19 protein-coding genes and 2 pseudogenes are annotated in these 19,409 nt (G+C 41.4%); 16 read left to right on the forward strand and 5 right to left on the reverse strand.

All coding sequences use genetic code 11. The features are described 5' to 3' along the window. Window positions 1–154 precede the first annotated feature (154 nt). The 5 genes from D0463_RS11335 to D0463_RS11355 all read left to right on the forward strand — a co-directional run bounded on the left by D0463_RS11335 (window position 155) and on the right by D0463_RS11355 (window position 5,087). Window positions 155–355 carry a hypothetical protein gene (locus tag D0463_RS11335; protein WP_117307522.1) on the forward strand — a complete coding sequence of 67 codons (201 nt, stop codon included), beginning with the start codon at window positions 155–157 and terminating at the stop codon, window positions 353–355. Window positions 356–460: 105 nt separating this feature from the next. Further along, the gene (gene pdaA, locus D0463_RS11340; RefSeq protein WP_117307523.1) at window positions 461–1,255 is read left to right on the forward strand and encodes a delta-lactam-biosynthetic de-N-acetylase; all 795 of its coding nucleotides are present in this window, start codon (window positions 461–463) and stop codon (window positions 1,253–1,255) included. Window positions 1,256–1,460: 205 nt separating this feature from the next. Continuing rightward, the gene (locus D0463_RS11345; protein ID WP_117307524.1) at window positions 1,461–2,369 is read left to right on the forward strand and encodes a DNA-3-methyladenine glycosylase family protein; all 909 of its coding nucleotides are present in this window, start codon (window positions 1,461–1,463) and stop codon (window positions 2,367–2,369) included. After that, the gene (rlmD, locus tag D0463_RS11350) at window positions 2,332–3,723 is read left to right on the forward strand and encodes a 23S rRNA (uracil(1939)-C(5))-methyltransferase RlmD (protein ID WP_117307539.1); all 1,392 of its coding nucleotides are present in this window, start codon (window positions 2,332–2,334) and stop codon (window positions 3,721–3,723) included. Before D0463_RS11345 ends, rlmD begins: the two co-directional genes overlap by 38 nt. Window positions 3,724–4,103: 380 nt before the next feature. Beyond that, window positions 4,104–5,087: a tRNA dihydrouridine synthase gene (locus tag D0463_RS11355; RefSeq protein ID WP_117307540.1), complete on the forward strand. Its 984-nt coding sequence runs from the start codon at window positions 4,104–4,106 to the stop codon at window positions 5,085–5,087. A gap of 71 nt (window positions 5,088–5,158) precedes the next feature. On the opposite strand, the gene D0463_RS20275 is transcribed toward D0463_RS11355, so the two are convergent. The 5 genes and pseudogenes from D0463_RS20275 to D0463_RS11380 all read right to left on the reverse strand — a co-directional run bounded on the left by D0463_RS20275 (window position 5,159) and on the right by D0463_RS11380 (window position 8,272). Continuing rightward, window positions 5,159–5,254 carry an IS3 family transposase gene (locus tag D0463_RS20275; protein ID WP_117307541.1) on the reverse strand — a complete coding sequence of 32 codons (96 nt, stop codon included), beginning with the start codon at window positions 5,252–5,254 and terminating at the stop codon, window positions 5,159–5,161. A 464-nt stretch (window positions 5,255–5,718) separates the two neighbouring features. Continuing rightward, window positions 5,719–6,160 (reverse strand): annotated as a pseudogene (locus D0463_RS11365) (glycosyltransferase); the annotation flags it as partial. 27 nt (window positions 6,161–6,187) lie between these two features. Continuing rightward, window positions 6,188–6,721, reverse strand: a complete 534-nt coding sequence (locus tag D0463_RS11370) for a phosphatase PAP2 family protein (RefSeq protein ID WP_117307525.1) — start codon at window positions 6,719–6,721, stop codon at window positions 6,188–6,190. A gap of 76 nt (window positions 6,722–6,797) precedes the next feature. Further along, window positions 6,798–7,022, reverse strand: a pseudogene (locus D0463_RS11375) (2-dehydropantoate 2-reductase N-terminal domain-containing protein); the annotation flags it as partial. Between the two features lie 134 nt (window positions 7,023–7,156). Beyond that, window positions 7,157–8,272, reverse strand: a complete 1,116-nt coding sequence (locus D0463_RS11380; protein WP_117307527.1) for a metallophosphoesterase — start codon at window positions 8,270–8,272, stop codon at window positions 7,157–7,159. Window positions 8,273–8,547: 275 nt separating this feature from the next. Here D0463_RS11380 and D0463_RS11385 point away from each other — a divergent pair, with 275 nt between their 5' ends. The 11 genes from D0463_RS11385 to D0463_RS11435 all read left to right on the forward strand — a co-directional run bounded on the left by D0463_RS11385 (window position 8,548) and on the right by D0463_RS11435 (window position 19,205). After that, window positions 8,548–8,850 carry a transporter suffix domain-containing protein gene (locus D0463_RS11385; RefSeq protein WP_117307528.1) on the forward strand — a complete coding sequence of 101 codons (303 nt, stop codon included), beginning with the start codon at window positions 8,548–8,550 and terminating at the stop codon, window positions 8,848–8,850. Between the two features lie 47 nt (window positions 8,851–8,897). Further along, window positions 8,898–9,992, forward strand: a complete 1,095-nt coding sequence (locus tag D0463_RS11390; protein ID WP_117307529.1) for an NAD(P)-dependent alcohol dehydrogenase — start codon at window positions 8,898–8,900, stop codon at window positions 9,990–9,992. Between the two features lie 393 nt (window positions 9,993–10,385). Further along, window positions 10,386–10,994 (forward strand): protein kinase family protein, encoded by a 609-nt coding sequence (locus D0463_RS11395; protein WP_117307530.1) that lies wholly within the window; start codon window positions 10,386–10,388, stop codon window positions 10,992–10,994. Window positions 10,995–11,060: 66 nt separating this feature from the next. Then, complete coding sequence (locus tag D0463_RS11400; protein WP_117307531.1) at window positions 11,061–11,507, forward strand: DUF6376 family protein; 447 nt, start codon at window positions 11,061–11,063, stop codon at window positions 11,505–11,507. A 147-nt stretch (window positions 11,508–11,654) separates the two neighbouring features. Next, window positions 11,655–12,038 carry a MerR family transcriptional regulator gene (locus D0463_RS11405; protein ID WP_117307532.1) on the forward strand — a complete coding sequence of 128 codons (384 nt, stop codon included), beginning with the start codon at window positions 11,655–11,657 and terminating at the stop codon, window positions 12,036–12,038. Beyond that, on the forward strand, window positions 12,035–13,549 hold the full coding sequence (locus D0463_RS11410) for a class I adenylate-forming enzyme family protein (RefSeq protein WP_117307533.1): 1,515 nt from the start codon (window positions 12,035–12,037) through the stop codon (window positions 13,547–13,549). Before D0463_RS11405 ends, D0463_RS11410 begins: the two co-directional genes overlap by 4 nt. 4 nt (window positions 13,550–13,553) lie before the next feature. After that, entirely contained in the window at window positions 13,554–15,230 is a 1,677-nt protein-coding gene (locus D0463_RS11415) for an acyl-CoA dehydrogenase family protein (protein WP_117307534.1), read from the forward strand. Between the two features lie 256 nt (window positions 15,231–15,486). Continuing rightward, window positions 15,487–16,056 carry a hypothetical protein gene (locus D0463_RS11420; protein ID WP_117307535.1) on the forward strand — a complete coding sequence of 190 codons (570 nt, stop codon included), beginning with the start codon at window positions 15,487–15,489 and terminating at the stop codon, window positions 16,054–16,056. 90 nt (window positions 16,057–16,146) lie between these two features. After that, a complete protein-coding gene (locus D0463_RS11425) occupies window positions 16,147–17,055 on the forward strand; it encodes an HD-GYP domain-containing protein (protein WP_117307536.1) in 909 nt (302 codons plus the stop codon). A 199-nt stretch (window positions 17,056–17,254) separates the two neighbouring features. Beyond that, on the forward strand, window positions 17,255–18,022 hold the full coding sequence (locus D0463_RS11430) for a 3-hydroxyacyl-CoA dehydrogenase (protein ID WP_117307537.1): 768 nt from the start codon (window positions 17,255–17,257) through the stop codon (window positions 18,020–18,022). A gap of 37 nt (window positions 18,023–18,059) precedes the next feature. Then, window positions 18,060–19,205, forward strand: a complete 1,146-nt coding sequence (locus D0463_RS11435) for an acyl-CoA dehydrogenase family protein (protein ID WP_117307538.1) — start codon at window positions 18,060–18,062, stop codon at window positions 19,203–19,205. Window positions 19,206–19,409: the final 204 nt, after the last annotated feature.

The following is a 19,409-nucleotide window of genomic DNA, read 5'->3' on the forward strand; positions in this document are numbered from 1 at the left end:
ATACAAAAAACCCGAATAAGAGACTTTTTTAAGTGTCCATTATTCGGGTCATAGTTCACCTTGGCTGTGGGTGTTTTTTTATAAACTGGATAGGGATTGGCCGACACAGCCGGATTTTCCTGGACATATACTGGAAATGAAGGGGGGATACATTATGAACGCATTTTTTCTTGCTGTCTTAGCCGGTTTTGCATTATTGTTCCTATTCGAGGATTTTCTGACACCAGCTGTTGCAGGATTTGCATTATTCAGTCCGTTAAAGCCACTGCTTTTCTTCATCGCCGTATTAGCCATCATCGTTTTTTCATTGGTTCTCATCTGGAAAGCGATTAGAGCATTATTCCACAAGCAATAACAGACTTCAATGAGGGCCAAACTTGTCAAAAGGATGGTCCTTTGCATATTTTCCCCCTGTTTTCAAACAATAAAAGCAAAAAAGAATAACAGGAGGAAATCGAATATGAAAAACCTCGCACTCCTGCCTTTGGTCATGTGCTTTTTCATGTTGCTTTCAAATACAGTATCCGCTGAATCGAATTCACCGTATGGCTGGGGGTTCAGCAAGGGCAAAAACGGGACGCCTGCCGAAGCCGGCCAGATGCTGGATGAAATGATTATGAAATATGGAGCCGTCTATAAAGGAGATCCGACGAAAAAAGACATTTATCTTACCTTTGACAATGGATATGAAAACGGCTATACCGCCAGAGTACTGGATGTGCTAAAAAAGCAGCATGTTCCTGCCGCTTTTTTCATAACCGGGCATTATTTAAATACAGCACCTGAACTAGTGAAGCGCATGGCCGCAGAAGGGCATATCATCGGAAATCATTCCTGGCATCATCCAGATATGACCCGGATTACCACCCAGAAGATTCGTCAGGAGCTTGAAATGGTCAGGGAGCAAACAGAAGATCTGACCGGCCAGAAAACAATGAATTATCTGCGCCCGCCCCGCGGGGTATTCAGTGAAAGAACAATGGCCGTTGCTAAAGAAGAAGGTTACCTCCATATATTCTGGTCGCTCGCATTCAAGGATTGGCAAGTCGATCAGCAAAAGGGAGCGCAATATTCTTACAATGAAGTCATGAAGCAAATCCATCCGGGGGCGATTCTGCTGTTACATACGGTATCAAAAGACAATGCGGAAGCACTTGACCGGGTCATCACAGATTTAAAGAAGCAGGGCTACAAGTTCAAAAGCCTCGATGATTTAATGATCGGTCAGCAAATGGCTGATCCGATGCTTTACTAATTGAGCTGATAGTAAATCCAAATTGGATGGGAATTAACCCAAATGAATAAGTAATAATCCAAATCAGCAGATAATTAATCCAATTTAGTAATCAAGACTTGAAGCCAAAGATGGGCGCCCTCGGAAAGAGCAAGCCCATCTTTCTTATGTAATATTCCGGAAAACATGCTATAATACGTGGAAAACTGCAAAGGGAAGGGATAGTATGTGGACGGAAAAACTTGAGGTTCAAGGACCCTATAATTTTGATCTGGTTCTGGACCGATTGCTGCTCGATCCTCTTCATGTAGTTGACACAGAAAAAAGAACAATCAGGGTGCCTCTTTATATAGAAGGAAAGCCTGTAGTCATAGAAGTGCAGAGTAAAGGAACGACGCACGAACCAGTGTTTATCATACAAGGCAGTCTGGAAGAAACGAAGGAACAAGCGCTACACCGGTTAAAAAAAATCTTCCATTGGCATCAGCCGCTTGGCGAGATTGCCGAACACTTCAGCAATTCTGATTTGAAGGGCATTTTTGACACCCATCATGGTACGGCGATTGTCCTGGATTTTGATTATTACAGCTGTCTCGTAAAGAGCATCATCCACCAGCAATTGAATCTCGCTTTTGGCTATAAGCTGACGGAACGCTACGTAAAAACATTTGGATTCCAGGTGGACGGAGTATGGTTTTATCCTACGCCTGAAGAAGCTGCAGCAATTAAAGTGGAAGAACTGAGGAAAATCCAGTTCAGCACAAGGAAAGCCGAATATATCATCGGCCTCTCAAAAGAAATTGCTGATGGAGCACTTGATTTGGAGGAGCTTTCAAAACAAACGGATCAGGAAATTATCGACAGGCTTGTCCAAATCAGAGGGATAGGGAAGTGGACCGCCGAAAGCTTTCTGTTATTCGGTGTCGGGCGGCCAAATCTGTTTCCAAAAGCCGATATCGGTATCCAAAAAGCGATTCAAAAATTATACGGTCTGCCGCAAAAGCCGACCATCGAAGAAATGGAGACGTACAGCAAAGACTGGGCTCCATTCTTAAGCTATGCTTCACTATATTTATGGAGAAGCATTGAAAAACGGAGTGAAAAAGATGGAAAAACAGCAAGATACGAAGCTTGAGGTAAAGCAAACCTTTCCTTTAACAATAAAACGCCTCGGCATTAACGGCGAAGGAGTCGGCTATTTTAAAAGGAAAGTCGTCTTCGTACCCGGGGCTTTGCCTGGCGAAGAAATAGTTGCGGAAGCGACAAAAGTAGAAACGAAATTTTCAGAAGCAAGGATCAAGAAAATCCGCAAACCATCACCGCATCGTGTGGCCCCGCCATGTGCGGTCTATGAAATATGCGGCGGCTGCCAGCTTCAGCACCTGCGCTACAGCCAGCAGCTTGTAGAAAAACGGGATATCGTCATTCAGTCACTGGAGCGTTATGCCCGTTTCCCGATCGAGCCTCATCAGATCAAAGAGACGATCGGCATGGAGGATCCTTGGAATTACCGGAACAAAAGCCAATTCCAGGTCGGCTTAAAGGACGGAAATGTCATTGCCGGCTTATACGGACTGAACTCCCATAACCTGATCGATCTTCCAAATTGCATGGTCCAGCACCCTGCAAGCAACAAAGCAACAACCGTTGTGAAACAAATTTTAAGAGAACTGAACATTTCAATATACAATGAACGAAAGAAAAAAGGGGTCGTCCGCACGGTCATTACCCGGGTCGGTTTTCAAACAGGCGAGGTCCAGGTTGTTCTTGTCACCAATACAGACGAGTTGCCGAAAAAAGAACTGATTATCAAAGCGATTAAAGAACGGCTTCCTGAAGTCAAATCCATCATTCAGAATGTGAACAATAAAAATACATCCGTTATCTTTGGCGAGAAAACGGTCCACTTGGCAGGGGAGCAGGTGATCAACGAAACATTGGGCGACCTTTCGTATGAACTTTCTGCACGGACCTTCTTCCAGCTCAATCCGGTCCAAACGGTAAAATTGTACGATGAAGTCAAAAAAGCAGCCGCCCTCACAGGCAAGGAAAAGGTCGTTGACGCCTATTGCGGTGTCGGAACAATCGGCCTCTGGCTTTCTGACGGAGCCAAGGAAGTACGCGGCATGGATGTCATTAAAGAATCGATCAAAGACGCCCGCAAAAATGCTGAGCGCCACAACCGCAAAAATGTGAAATATGAGGTCGGCAAAGCCGAGCAAATTGTCCCAAAATGGATCAAAGAAGGCTGGAAGCCCGACGTCCTCGTCGTCGACCCGCCAAGAACCGGATGCGACAACGGACTGCTGCAAACCATTCTGAAAGTAAAACCAAAAAAGGTCATTTATGTATCATGCAACCCTTCAACGTTGGCAAAGGATCTGCAAACATTAAGCAAGCTGTACAAAGTGGAATACATGCAGCCTGTCGATATGTTTCCGCAGACATCGCATATTGAGGTGGTTACGAAGATTAGTTTGAAATTGTAACCCCATAATAAACTCTTGCCAAACAATATAAACTATTGCTAATCCAACCCTGATATCGTAAAAAAAATCTTTTGCGATATCAGGGTCTTTTTCTTGTTAAACCCTTGTTAATCCAGTGTTCTTCCAATTTTCTTTTCAGTCTTTTTTAGCAAAAATTTATTTTTACTCGAACAATGGAATGCTGATTGATGGGGTGGATTTTAGCAGGAGTTTATTTTGTTTGTACAGAGATTTTGTAGTTGAAATAAACATTCCAATCAGTTTGATAAAAAGTGCTTAAGCATGGTATAAGTGTAAAAGAAGCAGGGACATTTTGCTTTTTAATTTTGGGATAAGGGTTTGGCCTGGTATCCCATTAATGAGAGGACTTGAATTTGAATATGATAGATAATTTTTGGCGTGATTTACCACGGCCTTTTTTTATACTGGCACCAATGGAAGATGTGACGGATGTTGTTTTTCGCCATGTAGTGAGTGAAGCAGCCAGACCTGATGTGTTTTTTACAGAGTTTACAAACAGTGAGAGTTATTGTCACCCAGAGGGGAACAAAAGTGTACGTGGGCGTTTGGCTTTTACAGAGGATGAACAGCCAATTGTAGCCCATATATGGGGGGATAAGCCTGAATACTTTCGGCAAATGAGTATTGGTATGGCGAAACTGGGCTACCGGGGTGTGGATATCAATATGGGCTGTCCTGTACCTAATGTGACGCAACACGGAAAGGGAAGCGGTCTTATCCGTCGTCCAGAAGTTGCAGCAGATTTAATACAAGCAGCAAAAGCAGGAGGATTGCCCGTAAGTGTAAAGACAAGGCTTGGATTCACGGAGGTAGACGAATGGCACGACTGGCTGGCACACATATTGAAACAGGACATTGTGAATCTGTCCATTCATTTGCGTACAAGAGAGGAAATGAGCAAAGTAGATGCTCATTGGGAACTAATCCCGGAGATTAAGAAACTTCGTGACCAGGTGGCACCAGATACACTCTTGACGATCAATGGGGATATCCCTGACCGTCAAACTGGCTTAAAGCTCGCTCATCAATATGGTATTGATGGGATTATGATTGGGCGTGGTATTTTCAATAATCCATTTGCCTTTGAAAAGCAGCCGAAAGATCATAGTAGTAAGGAATTGCTTGATCTCTTAAGGCTGCATCTGGATCTCCATGAGAAATATTCAGAATTAGAGCTGCGTCCGTTCAAGGCTCTTCATCGCTTTTTTAAGATATATGTCCGTGGGTTTCGAGGGGCAAGTGAATTAAGAAATCAATTAATGAGCACAGAGTCAACAGATGAAGTGCGTGCATTGCTCGATAACTTTGGGTCAAAGAATCTTGATGGTATGGGGGAACAGTAGAAGTGTCCCATTTCAAGATAAAAGCGAAGTAGGACGTCCACTGGTGTGCCTCCAAAAAGTTAGAGTTTATACTAAGCAGTTAATTGGCTGGTGGGAAGGCGGTATTGAACCGGACTGATTCCCGCCAATTTTTGCTTTATATGTTTGTTATTATAGTAATCAATAATAGGTTATGAATTTGGAAATTAAAAGTACGAAAATGGGGAAGATCATTATTTTCTTCAATATTTAATCTATAATGGAGCAGAAAGATAGTGTGAAATGTCAGTAGTGAGAAAAGAACTCAATAAAAATCATTTGGAGATTTTAAGGTATTATAATGAGTCATTGGAAACTTATAGCACGCATATGAAAGGATATTTGCTTCACTCGATTCTGAGAATGGTGGGTATTTAAAAGGTATTTTATTGGCTACTGGAAAAAGTGTCATCAAAGACGGCGAAAAATTAAAAGTAAAAAGAAGATTTTTAGATACTGGTTGAAAAAAATCATGGGGCTAACAGATTTCGAATATTGACTACTTTGTGTAGTGGTATGCCGGGGACTAGGTTCATATGTTGAGGCAAACACTTTTCAGGAAGATGCGTTAATAATATTAAGAATGACTGAAGAGCTATTCTTGTGGTTAATTTTTTTGTAATGGACTATGAAACCAACTCATGTATTTCCAAAGAACCTGGGAGAGAAATTCGAGGCTGTAGAATTCTAAGTATTTATCGAAGTCCGTATGGACGAGCCAACTAGAGGAATGTTTAATTTTTTGCAAAATAAACGCCGGAAAGGCCAATGTTAAACGGTGTAGGCACATGTATCAGATCCGGAGCAAAACTCTCCAATTCTGACTTAATATGAAAGAGATTCGGAAAAGCCAATCGGCATTCAGGATATAAGAAAAAAGAGAGACTTTTAAAACGGTGGATATGGGTAGAAACATATTCATTCGAGTGAGACTTAGGCGCAAAGATTTTGAAAGTGATCTTTTGTTCGGTTAAATAATCAGTAAATCGTTTAAGAGTTCGAGCAACCCCATTGATGTCGGGATCATAGGTATCTGTGAAAATGGCAATTTTCATACAAATCGCTCCCCCCAAATGGATTCATTAACCATTGTTTACTAAATAAAAGCACAGACTGCCAAAGGTTGAACCAAGAATCATTCCGGCTATGACATCTGAGGGATAATGGAGTCCTAAATATATTCTGGATATTCCAACAAAGAGCGCTAATGGAATCAGTGCAAATGAAAGTGTTGGTACGAGAATAATAAATGGAATAATCACTGAAAAAATGGCTGTCGTATGTCCTGATGGAAACGAATGATCCTGCAAGGGATTCGTTGGAACTTTTGTTTTATCCAAGATCAAGTAAGGCCTTTTTCGTGGATACAGCCTTTTGGCGATAGATACAGGTATGTGACTTAGTGTTAAAGCGAGCGCACTTGAAATGGCAGTCAATCTAGTTTGATTAGACGAAAAGATAATGAGTAAAAGAACGGTCACGATTGTGAACATAGCTCCACCGATATGTGTGAGATTTCGGAAAAAGAGATTTAAATATTTTTTATCAAAATGGCGGTTTACTCCCTGAAATAAACGGCATTCGAAGTCATAACAGGTTTGCAACAGTTTCGTCATCATCAAGTCTCCTTTACAATTCAAACTATTCAGCTGGACTCCATACTATATTTGTTTGTAATAGCAGCTCTTCCTACTTATGAGCACTCTGCGAGTCGGTTGTGAAATCCAGTCGACCGCTACTTAGGTTATTTTGTAAGAGAGGCTCTAGTCCAGGTTCGTAAATTGGAGAATGGCCGGCTTGAAGCGTTTCAATCTTTTCTTCTTGAATGTCTATACATGTCACCTGATGACCCAACTCAGCTAAACAAACACCTGTAACCAATCCCACATATCCTGTTCCAGCAACGGTAATACTCATCCGATCCCTCCGCTTAGACAAATAAAGTTTGATCTACTTCATTTTATTAAAAGAACCTGAATCTTTTCTTGACCTGGAGTTAAAAGAATGTAAAGTATTTGTATAGTAAAAAAACACAAACATCACTGTTTGTGTCAGTTTGAAAACTTAATATTAATCTCGACGATCTCGGCCTGGCTTCCCAACCGCAGCGGGGGACCCCAAAAGCCAAAACCGGAAGAAACAATGGAATGCATGTCTTCTTTCTGTAGATAACCCCAGTCATTTTCATATATAAACTTGGTGATTAAGTGGTTAGGTGCCAATTGACCGCGATGGGTATGGCCTGATACCACCAAATCAATTCCGTTATTCTCTGCTTTTCTTAATTCATAAGGCTGATGGTCCAGCATGAACAAAGCATTGTTTTGATTAACATTATCAACTAATTCCTTTACCGGTTTGCGTTCTGTGTCTGTCTTATCTTTTCTGCCGATAAGGGTAATGCCGTTATCCAGTTCGGCCACTTCATCCCGCAAAACATGAATATCGATATCTTCTAGCTTCTCGACGAACTCAGGAATTTTCCCGCCATAATATTCATGATTTCCCAAAACCGCAAAAGTGCCTAATGGAGCTTTAATTTGCGCAAGGTCATTATCGATTTTTTTGTCAATAAAAGGTGTTGGATCGTCATCTATGATATCACCGACATAAAGAACCATATCCGGATCCAATTGCTTGATTTCTTTGACCATCCGTTTTGCATGACCTTTCCCTGACATAATGCCAAAATGCATATCTGATGCCATTACGACTCGAAGATCATCCGTTCCTTTTACCTGCTTGTCCACCTTAATGTCATAGCTGCGAACAACAGGTGTAAAGGCATTATAGGTTCCGTACGCGAAAATACCGACAAAACATATTAGAAGGGTATATCCCGCCCAGGTAACGATTGAGTGTTTAGATAAAGAAGTGAATTTCTTCACTACGAAAACCACCAAATTGGCGATCGGAAACAGCAATAACGAATACTGAATAACTCCCATCCAATAGGAGCCTATGATATTTATGATTTCCACCTCTCCGGTAAAACGGCCAAAGACAAACGAATATCCCAGGAATAACATGGCGAGTAGAATGGGCCATTTTTTTTTAAACCCAAACGTGTTACGCAACCAAACCCTGATATTCCATCCGATGTAAAAAAGAAGAAGATTATATAGTAAAAACACAGCAATTATCATTAATATATTAACAAGAGACATCTGGATCTACCTCATTTCTTTGTCTCAAGTATTATAAGGAAAAACCGAAAGAATTAAAATTTTTTTGTACTTTGGGAATAGTCACGTTCAATAAGCCTTATAAGGGTTAATGCACTTCGACAGCTACTTCTGTCTATTTAAGCGATAATAACGAAGATTTGAAGCGAAAGCCTAAATTCGCATCTTTATGTCATATAGTAAACTGTATTTCAATGAAACTAGAGCCGATTTTGCTATAATGAATCTAATGACTATGAACGAACTCGGAGGATGAAATGAATCAACCTTTACAAAAGCAAAAGAAACCGCTTCTGTATAGAATAGGAATCTGCTTGATTATTATTTCCTTTTTACTTTGGCTTGCCCCGCTTATTGTTCCGTTTCTGAACATTACCGCATCATTAAAAATAACCCTTGTAACAGTAGCACTAGTTGCCGCTGAGATTATTTTCTGGATTGGTGTAGCTATAGTTGGCAAGGAAGTTGCAAGTAAATATAGAGGATACTTTAATCCTCGTAACTGGAGAAGAAAACCAAATAATTCTTCCGAAAAGGGGAAGGATAATTACGAAGAGTAATAATCCGGATGGTGTCAGGCACCGGCCCAATTACAGGAGGAATAAGCATGGAAGCAAAAGCAGCAGTTACATTCGGAAGTGGAGAACCGTTTGAAATCACCGATATTACAATCGATGATCCGCAAGCAGGCGAGGTTTTAGTTCGAATTGTTGGAACGGGGATATGCCATACGGATATTCTTGCGCAAACCCAAGCGTACCCGGTCCCGTTACCAGCCGTATTAGGACATGAAGGGGCAGGTGTCGTCGAGAAGGTGGGAGTGGGGATAACGCACATCCAACCTGGCGACCATGTTGTATTATCATATAGTTCATGTGGTACATGTGCGAATTGTTTAAGCGGAAAAGCATATGCTTGCGAAAACTTTTATGATTTGAATTTCGCCGGCAGAATGATAGACGGGTCGAGCCGATTACATAAGGATAACCACGACCTTTCCAACTTTTTTGGCCAGTCAAGTTTCGCTTATTATGCCGTAGCATCCGCACGTAATGTGATCAAGGTTCCAACAGATGTACCGCTTGAAATGCTTGGCCCGCTAGGTTGCGGAGTTATGACAGGAAGTGGTTCTGTACTAAATAAACTAAAGCCTGAGCATGGGTCAAGCATTGTTATTTTCGGTTGCGGAACCGTTGGATTAAGTGCCATCATGGGTGCTAATGTAGCTAATTGTGGAATTATCATTGCAGTCGATGTCCAGGAGAATCGTCTAGAGTTAGCGAAGGAATTGGGTGCCACCCACACCATCAACGCAAAAGATGGAAATGTATTGGAAGCAATTAAGGATATTACGGGGCGAGGTGTCAATTACGCGATCGAATCTAGCGGAAGGCCTGACAATACACGTTTAGCTGTGGATTCCCTCGCTGTTTTAGGAACTGCCGTACAAGTAGCCGGCGGGCCAGTGGGTTCTGAAGTAAGCATAGATATTAATACCATCCTATTTGAAAGAAACCTCAACGGCTTCTTAATGGGTGAAGGTGTCCCGCAGTTGTATATCCCCAAGCTGATTGAACTATACAAAAAAGGGAAGTTTCCTTTTGATAAGTTAATTAAATATTACTCAGTAGATCAAATAAATGAAGCAATCGAGGATACAAAAAAAGGTACTACCATTAAACCGATTATTAAGTTTGGTTAACCAAAGTGTGTAAATAACATCTAATTAAACGCATTTTTCATCAGCCAGTCCCTTTAATCTTTAGGGACTGTTTTTCATGGGAATTATTTAGTCTATAAAAATAGGACAGACATATACTTTTAGTACAAGTTAATGAAAGCCTCACATATTTGACCTTCACCCGTTCTCACCATATAATGTAACTATAATAATTTAATGATCATCTTCCATTAAGGGGAGTAGCTATACAGCAAAGTCGTCAATACAGGACCTGAGTCCTCGGCTTTGTTGGCAACCTAGGTTGTTTGCGAGACCTTGCCGTTTATTTGGTAAAGTCTCTTATCCGTTTAAAAGACGTTATAACCAGATATTCGGTTATAACGTCTTTTGTTTTCATGAAAGGAGGCCGTATTTTTGATCACATATAACAGACTTGCTGAAAGTGTAAAAATAACTTTAAAAAAAGATAAAGTACTACTAGTCGCATATGATGAATCCTTACAGTTTATTGGAGAAGGCAGAAGCGCGTTCGTTTTCCGAATCAAAGCTACCGATAAAGCCATTAAAGTGTTTTTCCCCAACCATATCCATATTGCCAAGGAAGAAGCTGAAATTTACAAACAATTGCAGGGTATTTCATATTATCCTTCCATTTATGATGCCGGTCCGAATTATTTAGTCATCGATTATATAGAAGGACATACACTTTTCGAATGCTTGGCGCAGGGAATTCCGGTTACCCCGGAAAAAATCAGAGAAGTGGATGAAGCATTATTGCTAGCGAAGAACAAGGGTCTAAATCCATCAGATATTCATTTACGAAATATCTTTATCACTTCCGAAAAGGAAATAAAAGTAATTGATGTGGCCAGATTCCGGCAAACGAAAAATTGTACTCAATGGAGTGACTTGAAGGAGGCTTTTTACCGAGTTTATCTAAAACCGTTCTTCCCCAAGAAAATCCCTGTTTTTATTTTAAATCTGATAGCTGCCTTATATAAGAGAAAGTTAATTCCCATGTAATCACCAGAATTATTTAATCTGGAGTTGCGTTGCTAATCATAAAAAAATATGGAAAGGATGAGGTATATGAAAAGAATCTTTACGGTTTTTGCTATAGTATCAATGGTCGTGTTAAGCGGATGCTCCCTTCTGGGGGAAGTAAACAACTCTCTCAACTATGCGAATGAAGCAACTGACTATTTGGATAAGGCCAGTCAATTTGCTGAAGATGTGCCACAGCTTGCCCGGGATGCCGTAAACAATCAGGAAGCGCGTGAAAACCTGGAAACCGAATTGAAAACGATGAAAGAGGAAATACAGACCTTTAATGAAACAAAAGCTCCTTCCATAGCGGAAGATATCCACACACAAATTGAAGAATACAATGCAAAATTAAGTGACGGCATCGATACCTATTTAAAGAATATTGAAAATGGCAAATATGACCCCGCCCAATTAGAAAACTCAGAGATCATGCAGACGATCAATGATTTAACGAGCCTTATGAACAAGATTGAAAACTTAGGCTCCTAATATAATCACCTCCTTGTATTCAATATGGGAGGTGATTTTTTTAATGGATTTAAAATGAAGACCGAATGAAGTTGAAAATATCTTGAAGTTTACGTTAACGTAAATGCTATCATATAGATACTATCCTGAGTAAAGAAGGTTTTTTGCATGTACACAATCTCTGATTTGTCACAAGAGTTTAACCTTACCACCCGGACGATCCGTTATTACGAAGAACTTGGACTTCTAAAACCGCAGCGGACCGAAAGCGGCAATCGTTTATATACAAAGAAGCATTATGCCCAGCTGAAGTTGGTTTTACGTGGGAAGCGGTTTGGTTTTTCTTTAGAGGAAATTAAGGAGATGGTCTTGCTATTCGATTATGACCGTACCGGTGAGAAGCAGCTGGAACGAACGGTTGAGTATGGCAGCCAGAAACTAGAGGAGCTGAATCAGCGCTTAAAGGAACTAAATGAAATAAAAGCTGAAATTGAAAATCTGTTAGGTGATTTTACGGAAAAACTCGATTCGATAAGGAGTGTAAAAAGATGAATCTTTCTGAATTGTTATCAAGGAATGCAAGGAAATATCCACTTAAAGAAGCAGTCGTAACTGATACAGAACGCGTAACCTATCTAAGGCTTAATGAACTCGTAAATCGATTTGCGTCATCGCTTCAATCAATTGGAATCAATGCTTCGGATAAAGTGGTTTTGTTTATGCCTAATACCCTCGAATTCGTCATCAGCTATTTTGCTGTCCAGCGACTCGGGGCCATCATTGTACCTGTCAATGCCAAGCTGACTCAGTCGGAATTGGAATACATCATCGACCACTGTGACGCCAAGGCACTCATTGTCCATGAACAATTATTTGAAACCGCCCAGTCTTTTTCGAATCCATCGTTGCTATGCATGAAAACAGGACCTGCATCCGACGGCTGGCGTTCTTTCCAATCATGTATCGACTCAGGAACAAATGAAGAAATTAAATGCCCTCTTACAGAGGAAGACGAATCTACTATTCTATACACTTCGGGCACGACTGGAAAACCAAAGGGTGTGCTCTTTACAAATCGGAATGTCTTAACTGTTGCGATCATGATGGGTGTCGAAATGTCGATGAAACCCGAAAGCAGAATGCTACATATGATGCCACTGAGCCATTCGGCCCCGCTCCATTTGTTCCTCGTTGCCGGAACCTATGTTGGAGCTACCCATGTCCTTGCACCGATGTTTACTCCCGAACGACTGCTGCAACTCGTACATAACGAAAAAACAACCCACTTCTTTGGCGCGCCTGTTGCTTACTTATTCACGGCGAAACAGCCGAATCTAGCATCCTATGATTTATCCTCAATGAAATACTGGGTTTACGGAGGTGCACCACTTTCGAAAAGGGAAGTGCAATTTGTCCAAGCCAGTTTCCAAACAAAGAATCTGTATTGTGTTTATGGATTAACAGAGTCAGGACCGAGCGGAACACTGCTGCTGCCTGAAGACCATGAAGAAAAATCCGGCAGCATAGGCAAACGCGGAGCCCTGGGAACGGAGCTGCGGATAGTCGGCAGCGATGGGAAAGATTGCGCCCCGAATGAAATAGGTGAAATCCTTTTATACGGTGAAGGTAACATGAAAGGCTATTATAAGAATCCGGTGGAGACGGAAGAAGCTTACCTTGACGGATGGATCCGTACCGGAGATCTTGGGAAAAAAGACGAAGACGGATTTATCTGGGTCGTCGATCGTAAAAAGGATTTAATAATCTCCGGAGGCGTGAACGTCTATCCAAAGGAGATCGAAGAAGAATTGATTAAACATCCGGCAATCTCTGAAGCAGCCGTCATAGGTGTTCCCCATCCGGAATGGGGAGAAACCGTTAAGGCATTTATTGTAACAACTGAGAACGGGAATGACCTCGAAGCCGAATGTAAAAAATTTCTGGCTGGAAAGTTGGCTGATTTTAAAATTCCAAAGCTTTATGAAAAAGTCGAGGCCCTGCCGCGGAATGCAACAGGTAAAATTTTAAAACAAGTGCTGAGAAAAGCCCAACAGGAGGTTTAAATAGATGAATTTTTATAAAGAGGATGAACAGCTGCAAGAACTTCTAAAGGAATTATTGGACGGAGAATTTTTTGAATATGCAGACAGGGAACTCACAAAATTCGGCGAAAAATGCGCGGGCGAAATTGATGAACGGGCACGATTTACGGACAGAGACGGGCAACCAAAATTAATTAAATATGATGCTTATGGAGAGGATGTTTCCGAGGTTTGGGTAAACGCGGGGTATCGGAAAACGGTTGAAGAAACCTACAATACCGGGATTGTTGGCTATGTACACAAAGAGATTCCCGAACTGAATAAAAAGGGAAATTATATATACTCCTATGCACAGGGCTATTTGTTATCCCAGACCGAACCCGGTTTTTATTGTCCGGTGACATTGACGATGGCTACTGCATATCTGCTGGACGAGTATGCAGATGATGAATTAAAGAAACGATTCCTTCCTTTCGTCGCTTCAACAGGAGAAATGCCGCTTTATGAAGGGGCGACATTCCTGACAGAGCGGCAGGGAGGCTCAGATGTAGGTGCCAATGAAACGAAGGCCGTTTTCAACGGATCCCATTATGAGTTATTCGGAGAAAAGTACTTTGCTTCGAACGCCGGGATGTGTGGCGTGGCAATGGTGCTGGCGAGAAGGGAAGGAGCACCACCAGGGACGAAGGGGTTAACATTGTTTGCCGTGCCATGGAGAAAAGACGATGGCAAGCTGAATGGGATAAAGATCCGCCGCTTAAAGGATAAGCTTGGGGTCCGAGCCGTGCCGTCAGCGGAGGTAGAGTTTGAAGGGGCAGAAGCCTATGTTGTTGGCGATCCCTCAAAGGGTTTCTACTATATGATGGAAGCTCTTAATCTTTCGCGCGTTTGCAATACGGTGGCATCACTCGGCATCATGCGGCGGGCATTGCAGGAAGCAAAAAATTATGCTTCAAACCGCAATGCATTTGGCAGCAGGCTGACCGATTTCCCGATGGTGAAGGATACGCTGACAAGACTTGCAGTGAAGCACGAAATTGAAACACGCACTGTATTTACGTACCTGCCGCTATTTGACGAGGTCATGAAGAAAAATGAACTGGTATCAAAGGAAGCTGAAGTGTTAAATCGCCTCTACATTGCGCTTTTGAAAAAGGAAACCGCAGAGCAGGCGATTGCCTTTTCACATGAAGCAATTGAAATGCACGGGGGCAACGGTTTTATCGAAGACTTTGTGACTCCCCGTTTACTTCGAGACGCACAGGTATTGACCGTATGGGAAGGAACCGCGAATATTCTGGGTCTCGAGGTATTAAGACTCATTCAAAAATTCAATGTTCACGAACTATTCCTGCAGGAGATGACAAATCGCCTTAGGGCAGTAGGACATCTTTCAGAAGCTTGCGCTACTCCTGTCGAGGACGGCTTACATGAATTGAAGGTATTGCTGTCGTTCCTAAATAAGGCATCTGCGGATCATCAAAGCTTTCATTCGAAAAAAGCAGCTAAATTAATGACGGATATTCTCGAAAGCGTCGTCGCTCTTGAATATGCGGCAAAAGCTGGTGAGCGGGCGCAAAAAGTGATGGAGGTATTCATAGAAGACACATGGGGCGGACCGCACACCTTTAATGAAAAAATGCGTACAGTCGAATATTTTGACGCAATAGTCGAAAGCAACAAAACTATCAATATGAAATAATTTTATGGACTATCATGGAAATAAAAGCTTTCCCTTTCAGCAAGAAATGGCCTTAATTCCTGATGAAAGGGTTTTTTTGCGGGTAATCTCTTAAAAAAATGTAGAATAAAAGGTAAAGACATAATATAATGGTAAAAAATACAATAAATAGGCCGCTATTATTTATGCAAATGTCAGTTAATTTATACATACATGATTTCTTTCACGGGGTTCTGATGTATAAAGATAGTTCAGCCAAAAAAATGGGGGAGAAAAAATGAGAAAAAGTTTTGTTTTACTGTTTTCCATCTTACTAACACTGACATTTGGTTCCGGGGCATTCGCAGCAGAGAGCAAGGATGCCAGCAAAGGGTTAAAACTTATTGAATTAACAAACAAAGCCATTGATTTAACCATCGATAAGGCTGTTGCAAACGGAGAAAAGCTGCAGAATGACTATCACTCTGATATTCAATCGGTTGAGGGAGCTGAAGTAATCATCTCATTAAGAGAAGAGCAATCCCAACTGGAAGCACAATTAGCAAATGAAACGGATACAGCCAATAAGGCTGTAATAGAAGAAAAACTGGCAGCCATCGAGGCAGAGATCCTTTTGACAGAGAATAAATTGAAACAGGAATCCGGCTATTTCGCTAAACGTACCGCGCAATACAATGCTGAATTAGATCTACTTATAAACAATCTCGTAAACGTGACCAATAAAATGACAGCTACGACCATTAATGCAGTTGCTAAATTGGGTATCACCGCTGTTTGTGAATGGGAATATGTAAAGATTGGTCATAAATGGGTGTGGGTTGATCCTGTCAAGGTTGTGGGGGCATAAAGTCTTACTTACCATATACTTAACTTGGTTAATAAAAGTATCCCTGCTAGATGTAATCACGTTTTTATTAACCAATAAGGAGATAATAGAGTGGAAGGTTTAAAGATTTCAAAAAAGGGTGCTAACTTAGACATAGTACACCAATTTTCTAACGAATTAAGTCTCTTATCACGTGATAATGGTGTGGACATCATGCTGCAAACTGTATATAAGGATAAACTTTTTTATGTGTATCCAAGTCAAAACACAGAGGTCTTAGAATTTTTTTATATCCTAAAAGGTAAGATGGAATGTGATCAGGATGGTAAAAAAGTAACTCTTGGTCCCAATGATTATATCACTTTTAAAGGGATAAATGACTCTGTCCATTTTGTGGCTAAGACGGACGTTACCTATCTTTGGATTATTACCGAACCGACCTTTAAACAGGTAAGTGAAGACTATCGAAATTTAACAGAAATTGCAACGAAAGTGGAAACTAAAGATCACTATACGTTTAATCATAGTAATCGGGTTACGACTTATACAGTCAAGATTGCCAAACATTTAAAACTTTCTGCAGAAATAATGATAAAACTTCACGACGCAGCCATTTTGCATGACATCGGAAAAATCAACATACCGGTAGAAGTTTTAAACAAGCCTGGTAAGCTTACTAAGGAAGAATTCGAAATCGTAAAAAAGCATGCCGGTGATGGTGCCGCTATGGTCAGGAAAACGAGCTACAAGCATTTGGCCGACATCATTGAACAGCATCATGAAAGACTGGACGGTTCCGGATATCCTCATGGGCTTACAGGGGAGGACATTCTCCTGGAAGCAAAAATTATCGCGGTGAGCGATTCCTTCGACGCTATGACAGAGGACCGCGCCTATCGTAAGGCATTCACTGCGCAATACGCGATCGATGAACTGAAGCGATTGGCCGGGATTCAATACGATGAAAAAATCGTTTATGCACTCGAGAGCATTCTTAAAGAAGAAGGAAAAATAAAATAGATTGATACATAAAATAAACTGCAGAGCCGAAATGGGCTCTGTTTTTTAGTTCAAGAGATTCTTCGACCTCTTTGTCAAAAATATAATCAGCATTGAAGTATTTAGCGCTGTTAATTTCTGTTATACTAATTATATTCTGAAAGTTAAGAAATTGATGTCTAACTAGTAAAAAAAGAGAGAAAGCCATAGGAGGGGTAGTATGGAAATTTCAAAAGTAATTGCCGTCGTTACAGGGGGAGCTTCCGGTTTGGGGGAAGCAACTGTCAGAAACCTCGTTGCTAGAGGGGCCAAAGCGCTTATTTTGGATACTTCTGCAGAAAAAGGTAAGCGCTTGCAAAGTGAATTAGAAGAATCTACATTATTTGTACAGACTGACGTTACAAAGGAGGATGACGTCCACTCTGCTTTGGACCAAGCGATTCAATCATTTGGTTCCGTTAACACGGTTGTGAATTGCGCGGGGATTGCTATCGCAAAGAAAGTATTAAGCAAAAAAGGGCCGCATGAATTAGAGGCTTTCTCGAAAGTCATTTCCATAAACTTAATTGGTAGTTTTAATGTAATTCGTCTCGCGAGTGAAAGAATGATACATAATCAAGAAAACGAAGCTGGTGAAAGAGGAATCATTATCAATACGGCGTCTGTGGCAGCTTATGAGGGACAAATCGGTCAGGCGGCATACAGTGCTTCTAAGGGAGGAATTGTTGGAATGACGTTGCCGATTGCCAGAGAACTGGCTTCCAGCGGAATCAGAGTTATGTCCATCGCGCCGGGATTATTTCATACACCAATGTTCGATACCTTGCCTGAAGAAGCAAGAATATCGCTTGGGAAAACAGTCCCATTCCCATCAAGGCTGGGATTCCCTGAAGAGTATGCAAAATTGGTAGAAAGCATTATTGAAAATCCGATGCTGAATGGAGAAACGATCCGCTTGGATGGGGCGATCAGGATGCAGCCTAAATAAACCGGTCCGTACATTCATTAATGGAGGAGAGTCAGCGATGAAACATCTATATTTAAATGAAGATCATGAAATATTTCGAAAGTCACTTAGGAAATTCCTCGAAAAAGAAGCATATCCATATTATGAGCAATGGGAAGAAGAGCGGATGATTCCGCGCACGTTCTGGGAAAAGCTTGGCGAGCAAGGCTTTTTATGCCCGGATCTTGATGAACAATACGGCGGCATCGGAGTCGATTGGGGATTTTCAGCCGTCATTAATGAAGAGCTGGAACGTGTAGGTTCAGGTCTTGTTGGTGTAGGGCTTCACAGTGATATTGTCGTTCCTTATATAAGCGCCTATGGAACGGAAGAACAAAAGCAAAGGTGGCTGCCTAAGTGCGTTACCGGTGAAACCATTACCGCGATTGCCATGACAGAGCCTGGTACGGGTTCAGACCTCGCCAATATCAAGACAACAGCAATCCTTGATGGAGACCATTATATTTTAAATGGGCAAAAAACGTTCATCACAAATGGAATTCATTCTGACTTAATAGTGGTCGCATGTAAAACCGACGCAGGCGCAAAACCAAAGCACAAAGGTGTCAGTTTGCTGGTTGTTGAAAGGGATGCACCGGGGTTTTCGAGGGGGCGCAAGCTGGATAAAGTCGGTCTGCATTGTCAGGATACAGCCGAATTGATATTCGAGGACTGCCGTGTGCCGAAGGAAAATTTGCTTGGTGAAGCAGGGAAAGGTTTTTCATATCTGATGGAAAAGCTCCAGCAGGAACGGTTGGTTGTCGCGATCGCTGCACAGGTAGCGGCTGAGGATATGCTGAAAATGACACTCGATTATGTAAAAACAAGAGAGGCATTCGGCAAACCGGTTGGAAAATTCCAAAATACCCAGTTCAAAATCGCCGAGATGGCAACGGAAATCGAAATGGGAAGGGCATTTCTCGACCAGCTGGTAGCGAGCCATATCGCCGGTGAGAATATCGTGACAAAGGTTTCGATGGCCAAATGGAAGCTGACCGAAATGGCTAAGCAGATTGCGGCGGAATGCATGCAGCTTCATGGCGGCTACGGCTATATGGAAGAATACAAGATTGCGAGAAGGTATCGTGATATTCCGGTTGCAAGCATTTATGCGGGCACAAATGAAATTATGAAAACAATCATTGCAAAAAACCTGGGATTATAATTTCAAATAATCAAGCAAAATTCAGATAAACGAGCACAAATTCAGATAAACGAGCACAAATTCAAATAAACGAGCACAAATTCAGATAAACGAGCACAAATTCAGATAAACGAGCACAAATTCAGATAAACGAGCACAAATTCAAATAAACGAGCACAAATTCAGATAAACGAGCACAAATTCAGATAAACGAGCACAAATTCA

This window comes from Bacillus sp. V59.32b, assembly GCF_003429085.1.
Taxonomy (GTDB): domain Bacteria; phylum Bacillota; class Bacilli; order Bacillales; family DSM-1321; genus Peribacillus.

Bases quoted from the DNA above. Each gene is read 5' to 3' on its own strand.
- D0463_RS11410 (WP_117307533.1), top strand. From the start codon at position 12,035: ATGAATCTTTCTGAATTGTTATCAAGGAATGCAAGGAAATATCCACTT.
- pdaA (WP_117307523.1), top strand. From the start codon at position 461: ATGAAAAACCTCGCACTCCTGCCTTTGGTCATGTGCTTTTTCATGTTG.
- D0463_RS11380 (WP_117307527.1), bottom strand. From the start codon at position 8,272: ATGTCTCTTGTTAATATATTAATGATAATTGCTGTGTTTTTACTATAT.
- D0463_RS11335 (WP_117307522.1), top strand. From the start codon at position 155: ATGAACGCATTTTTTCTTGCTGTCTTAGCCGGTTTTGCATTATTGTTC.
- D0463_RS11420 (WP_117307535.1), top strand. From the start codon at position 15,487: ATGAGAAAAAGTTTTGTTTTACTGTTTTCCATCTTACTAACACTGACA.
- D0463_RS11385 (WP_117307528.1), top strand. From the start codon at position 8,548: ATGAATCAACCTTTACAAAAGCAAAAGAAACCGCTTCTGTATAGAATA.
- D0463_RS11400 (WP_117307531.1), top strand. From the start codon at position 11,061: ATGAAAAGAATCTTTACGGTTTTTGCTATAGTATCAATGGTCGTGTTA.
- D0463_RS11415 (WP_117307534.1), top strand. From the start codon at position 13,554: ATGAATTTTTATAAAGAGGATGAACAGCTGCAAGAACTTCTAAAGGAA.
- D0463_RS11345 (WP_117307524.1), top strand. From the start codon at position 1,461: ATGTGGACGGAAAAACTTGAGGTTCAAGGACCCTATAATTTTGATCTG.
- D0463_RS11370 (WP_117307525.1), bottom strand. From the start codon at position 6,721: ATGACGAAACTGTTGCAAACCTGTTATGACTTCGAATGCCGTTTATTT.
- D0463_RS11430 (WP_117307537.1), top strand. From the start codon at position 17,255: ATGGAAATTTCAAAAGTAATTGCCGTCGTTACAGGGGGAGCTTCCGGT.
- D0463_RS11405 (WP_117307532.1), top strand. From the start codon at position 11,655: ATGTACACAATCTCTGATTTGTCACAAGAGTTTAACCTTACCACCCGG.
- D0463_RS11390 (WP_117307529.1), top strand. From the start codon at position 8,898: ATGGAAGCAAAAGCAGCAGTTACATTCGGAAGTGGAGAACCGTTTGAA.
- D0463_RS11355 (WP_117307540.1), top strand. From the start codon at position 4,104: ATGATAGATAATTTTTGGCGTGATTTACCACGGCCTTTTTTTATACTG.
- D0463_RS11435 (WP_117307538.1), top strand. From the start codon at position 18,060: ATGAAACATCTATATTTAAATGAAGATCATGAAATATTTCGAAAGTCA.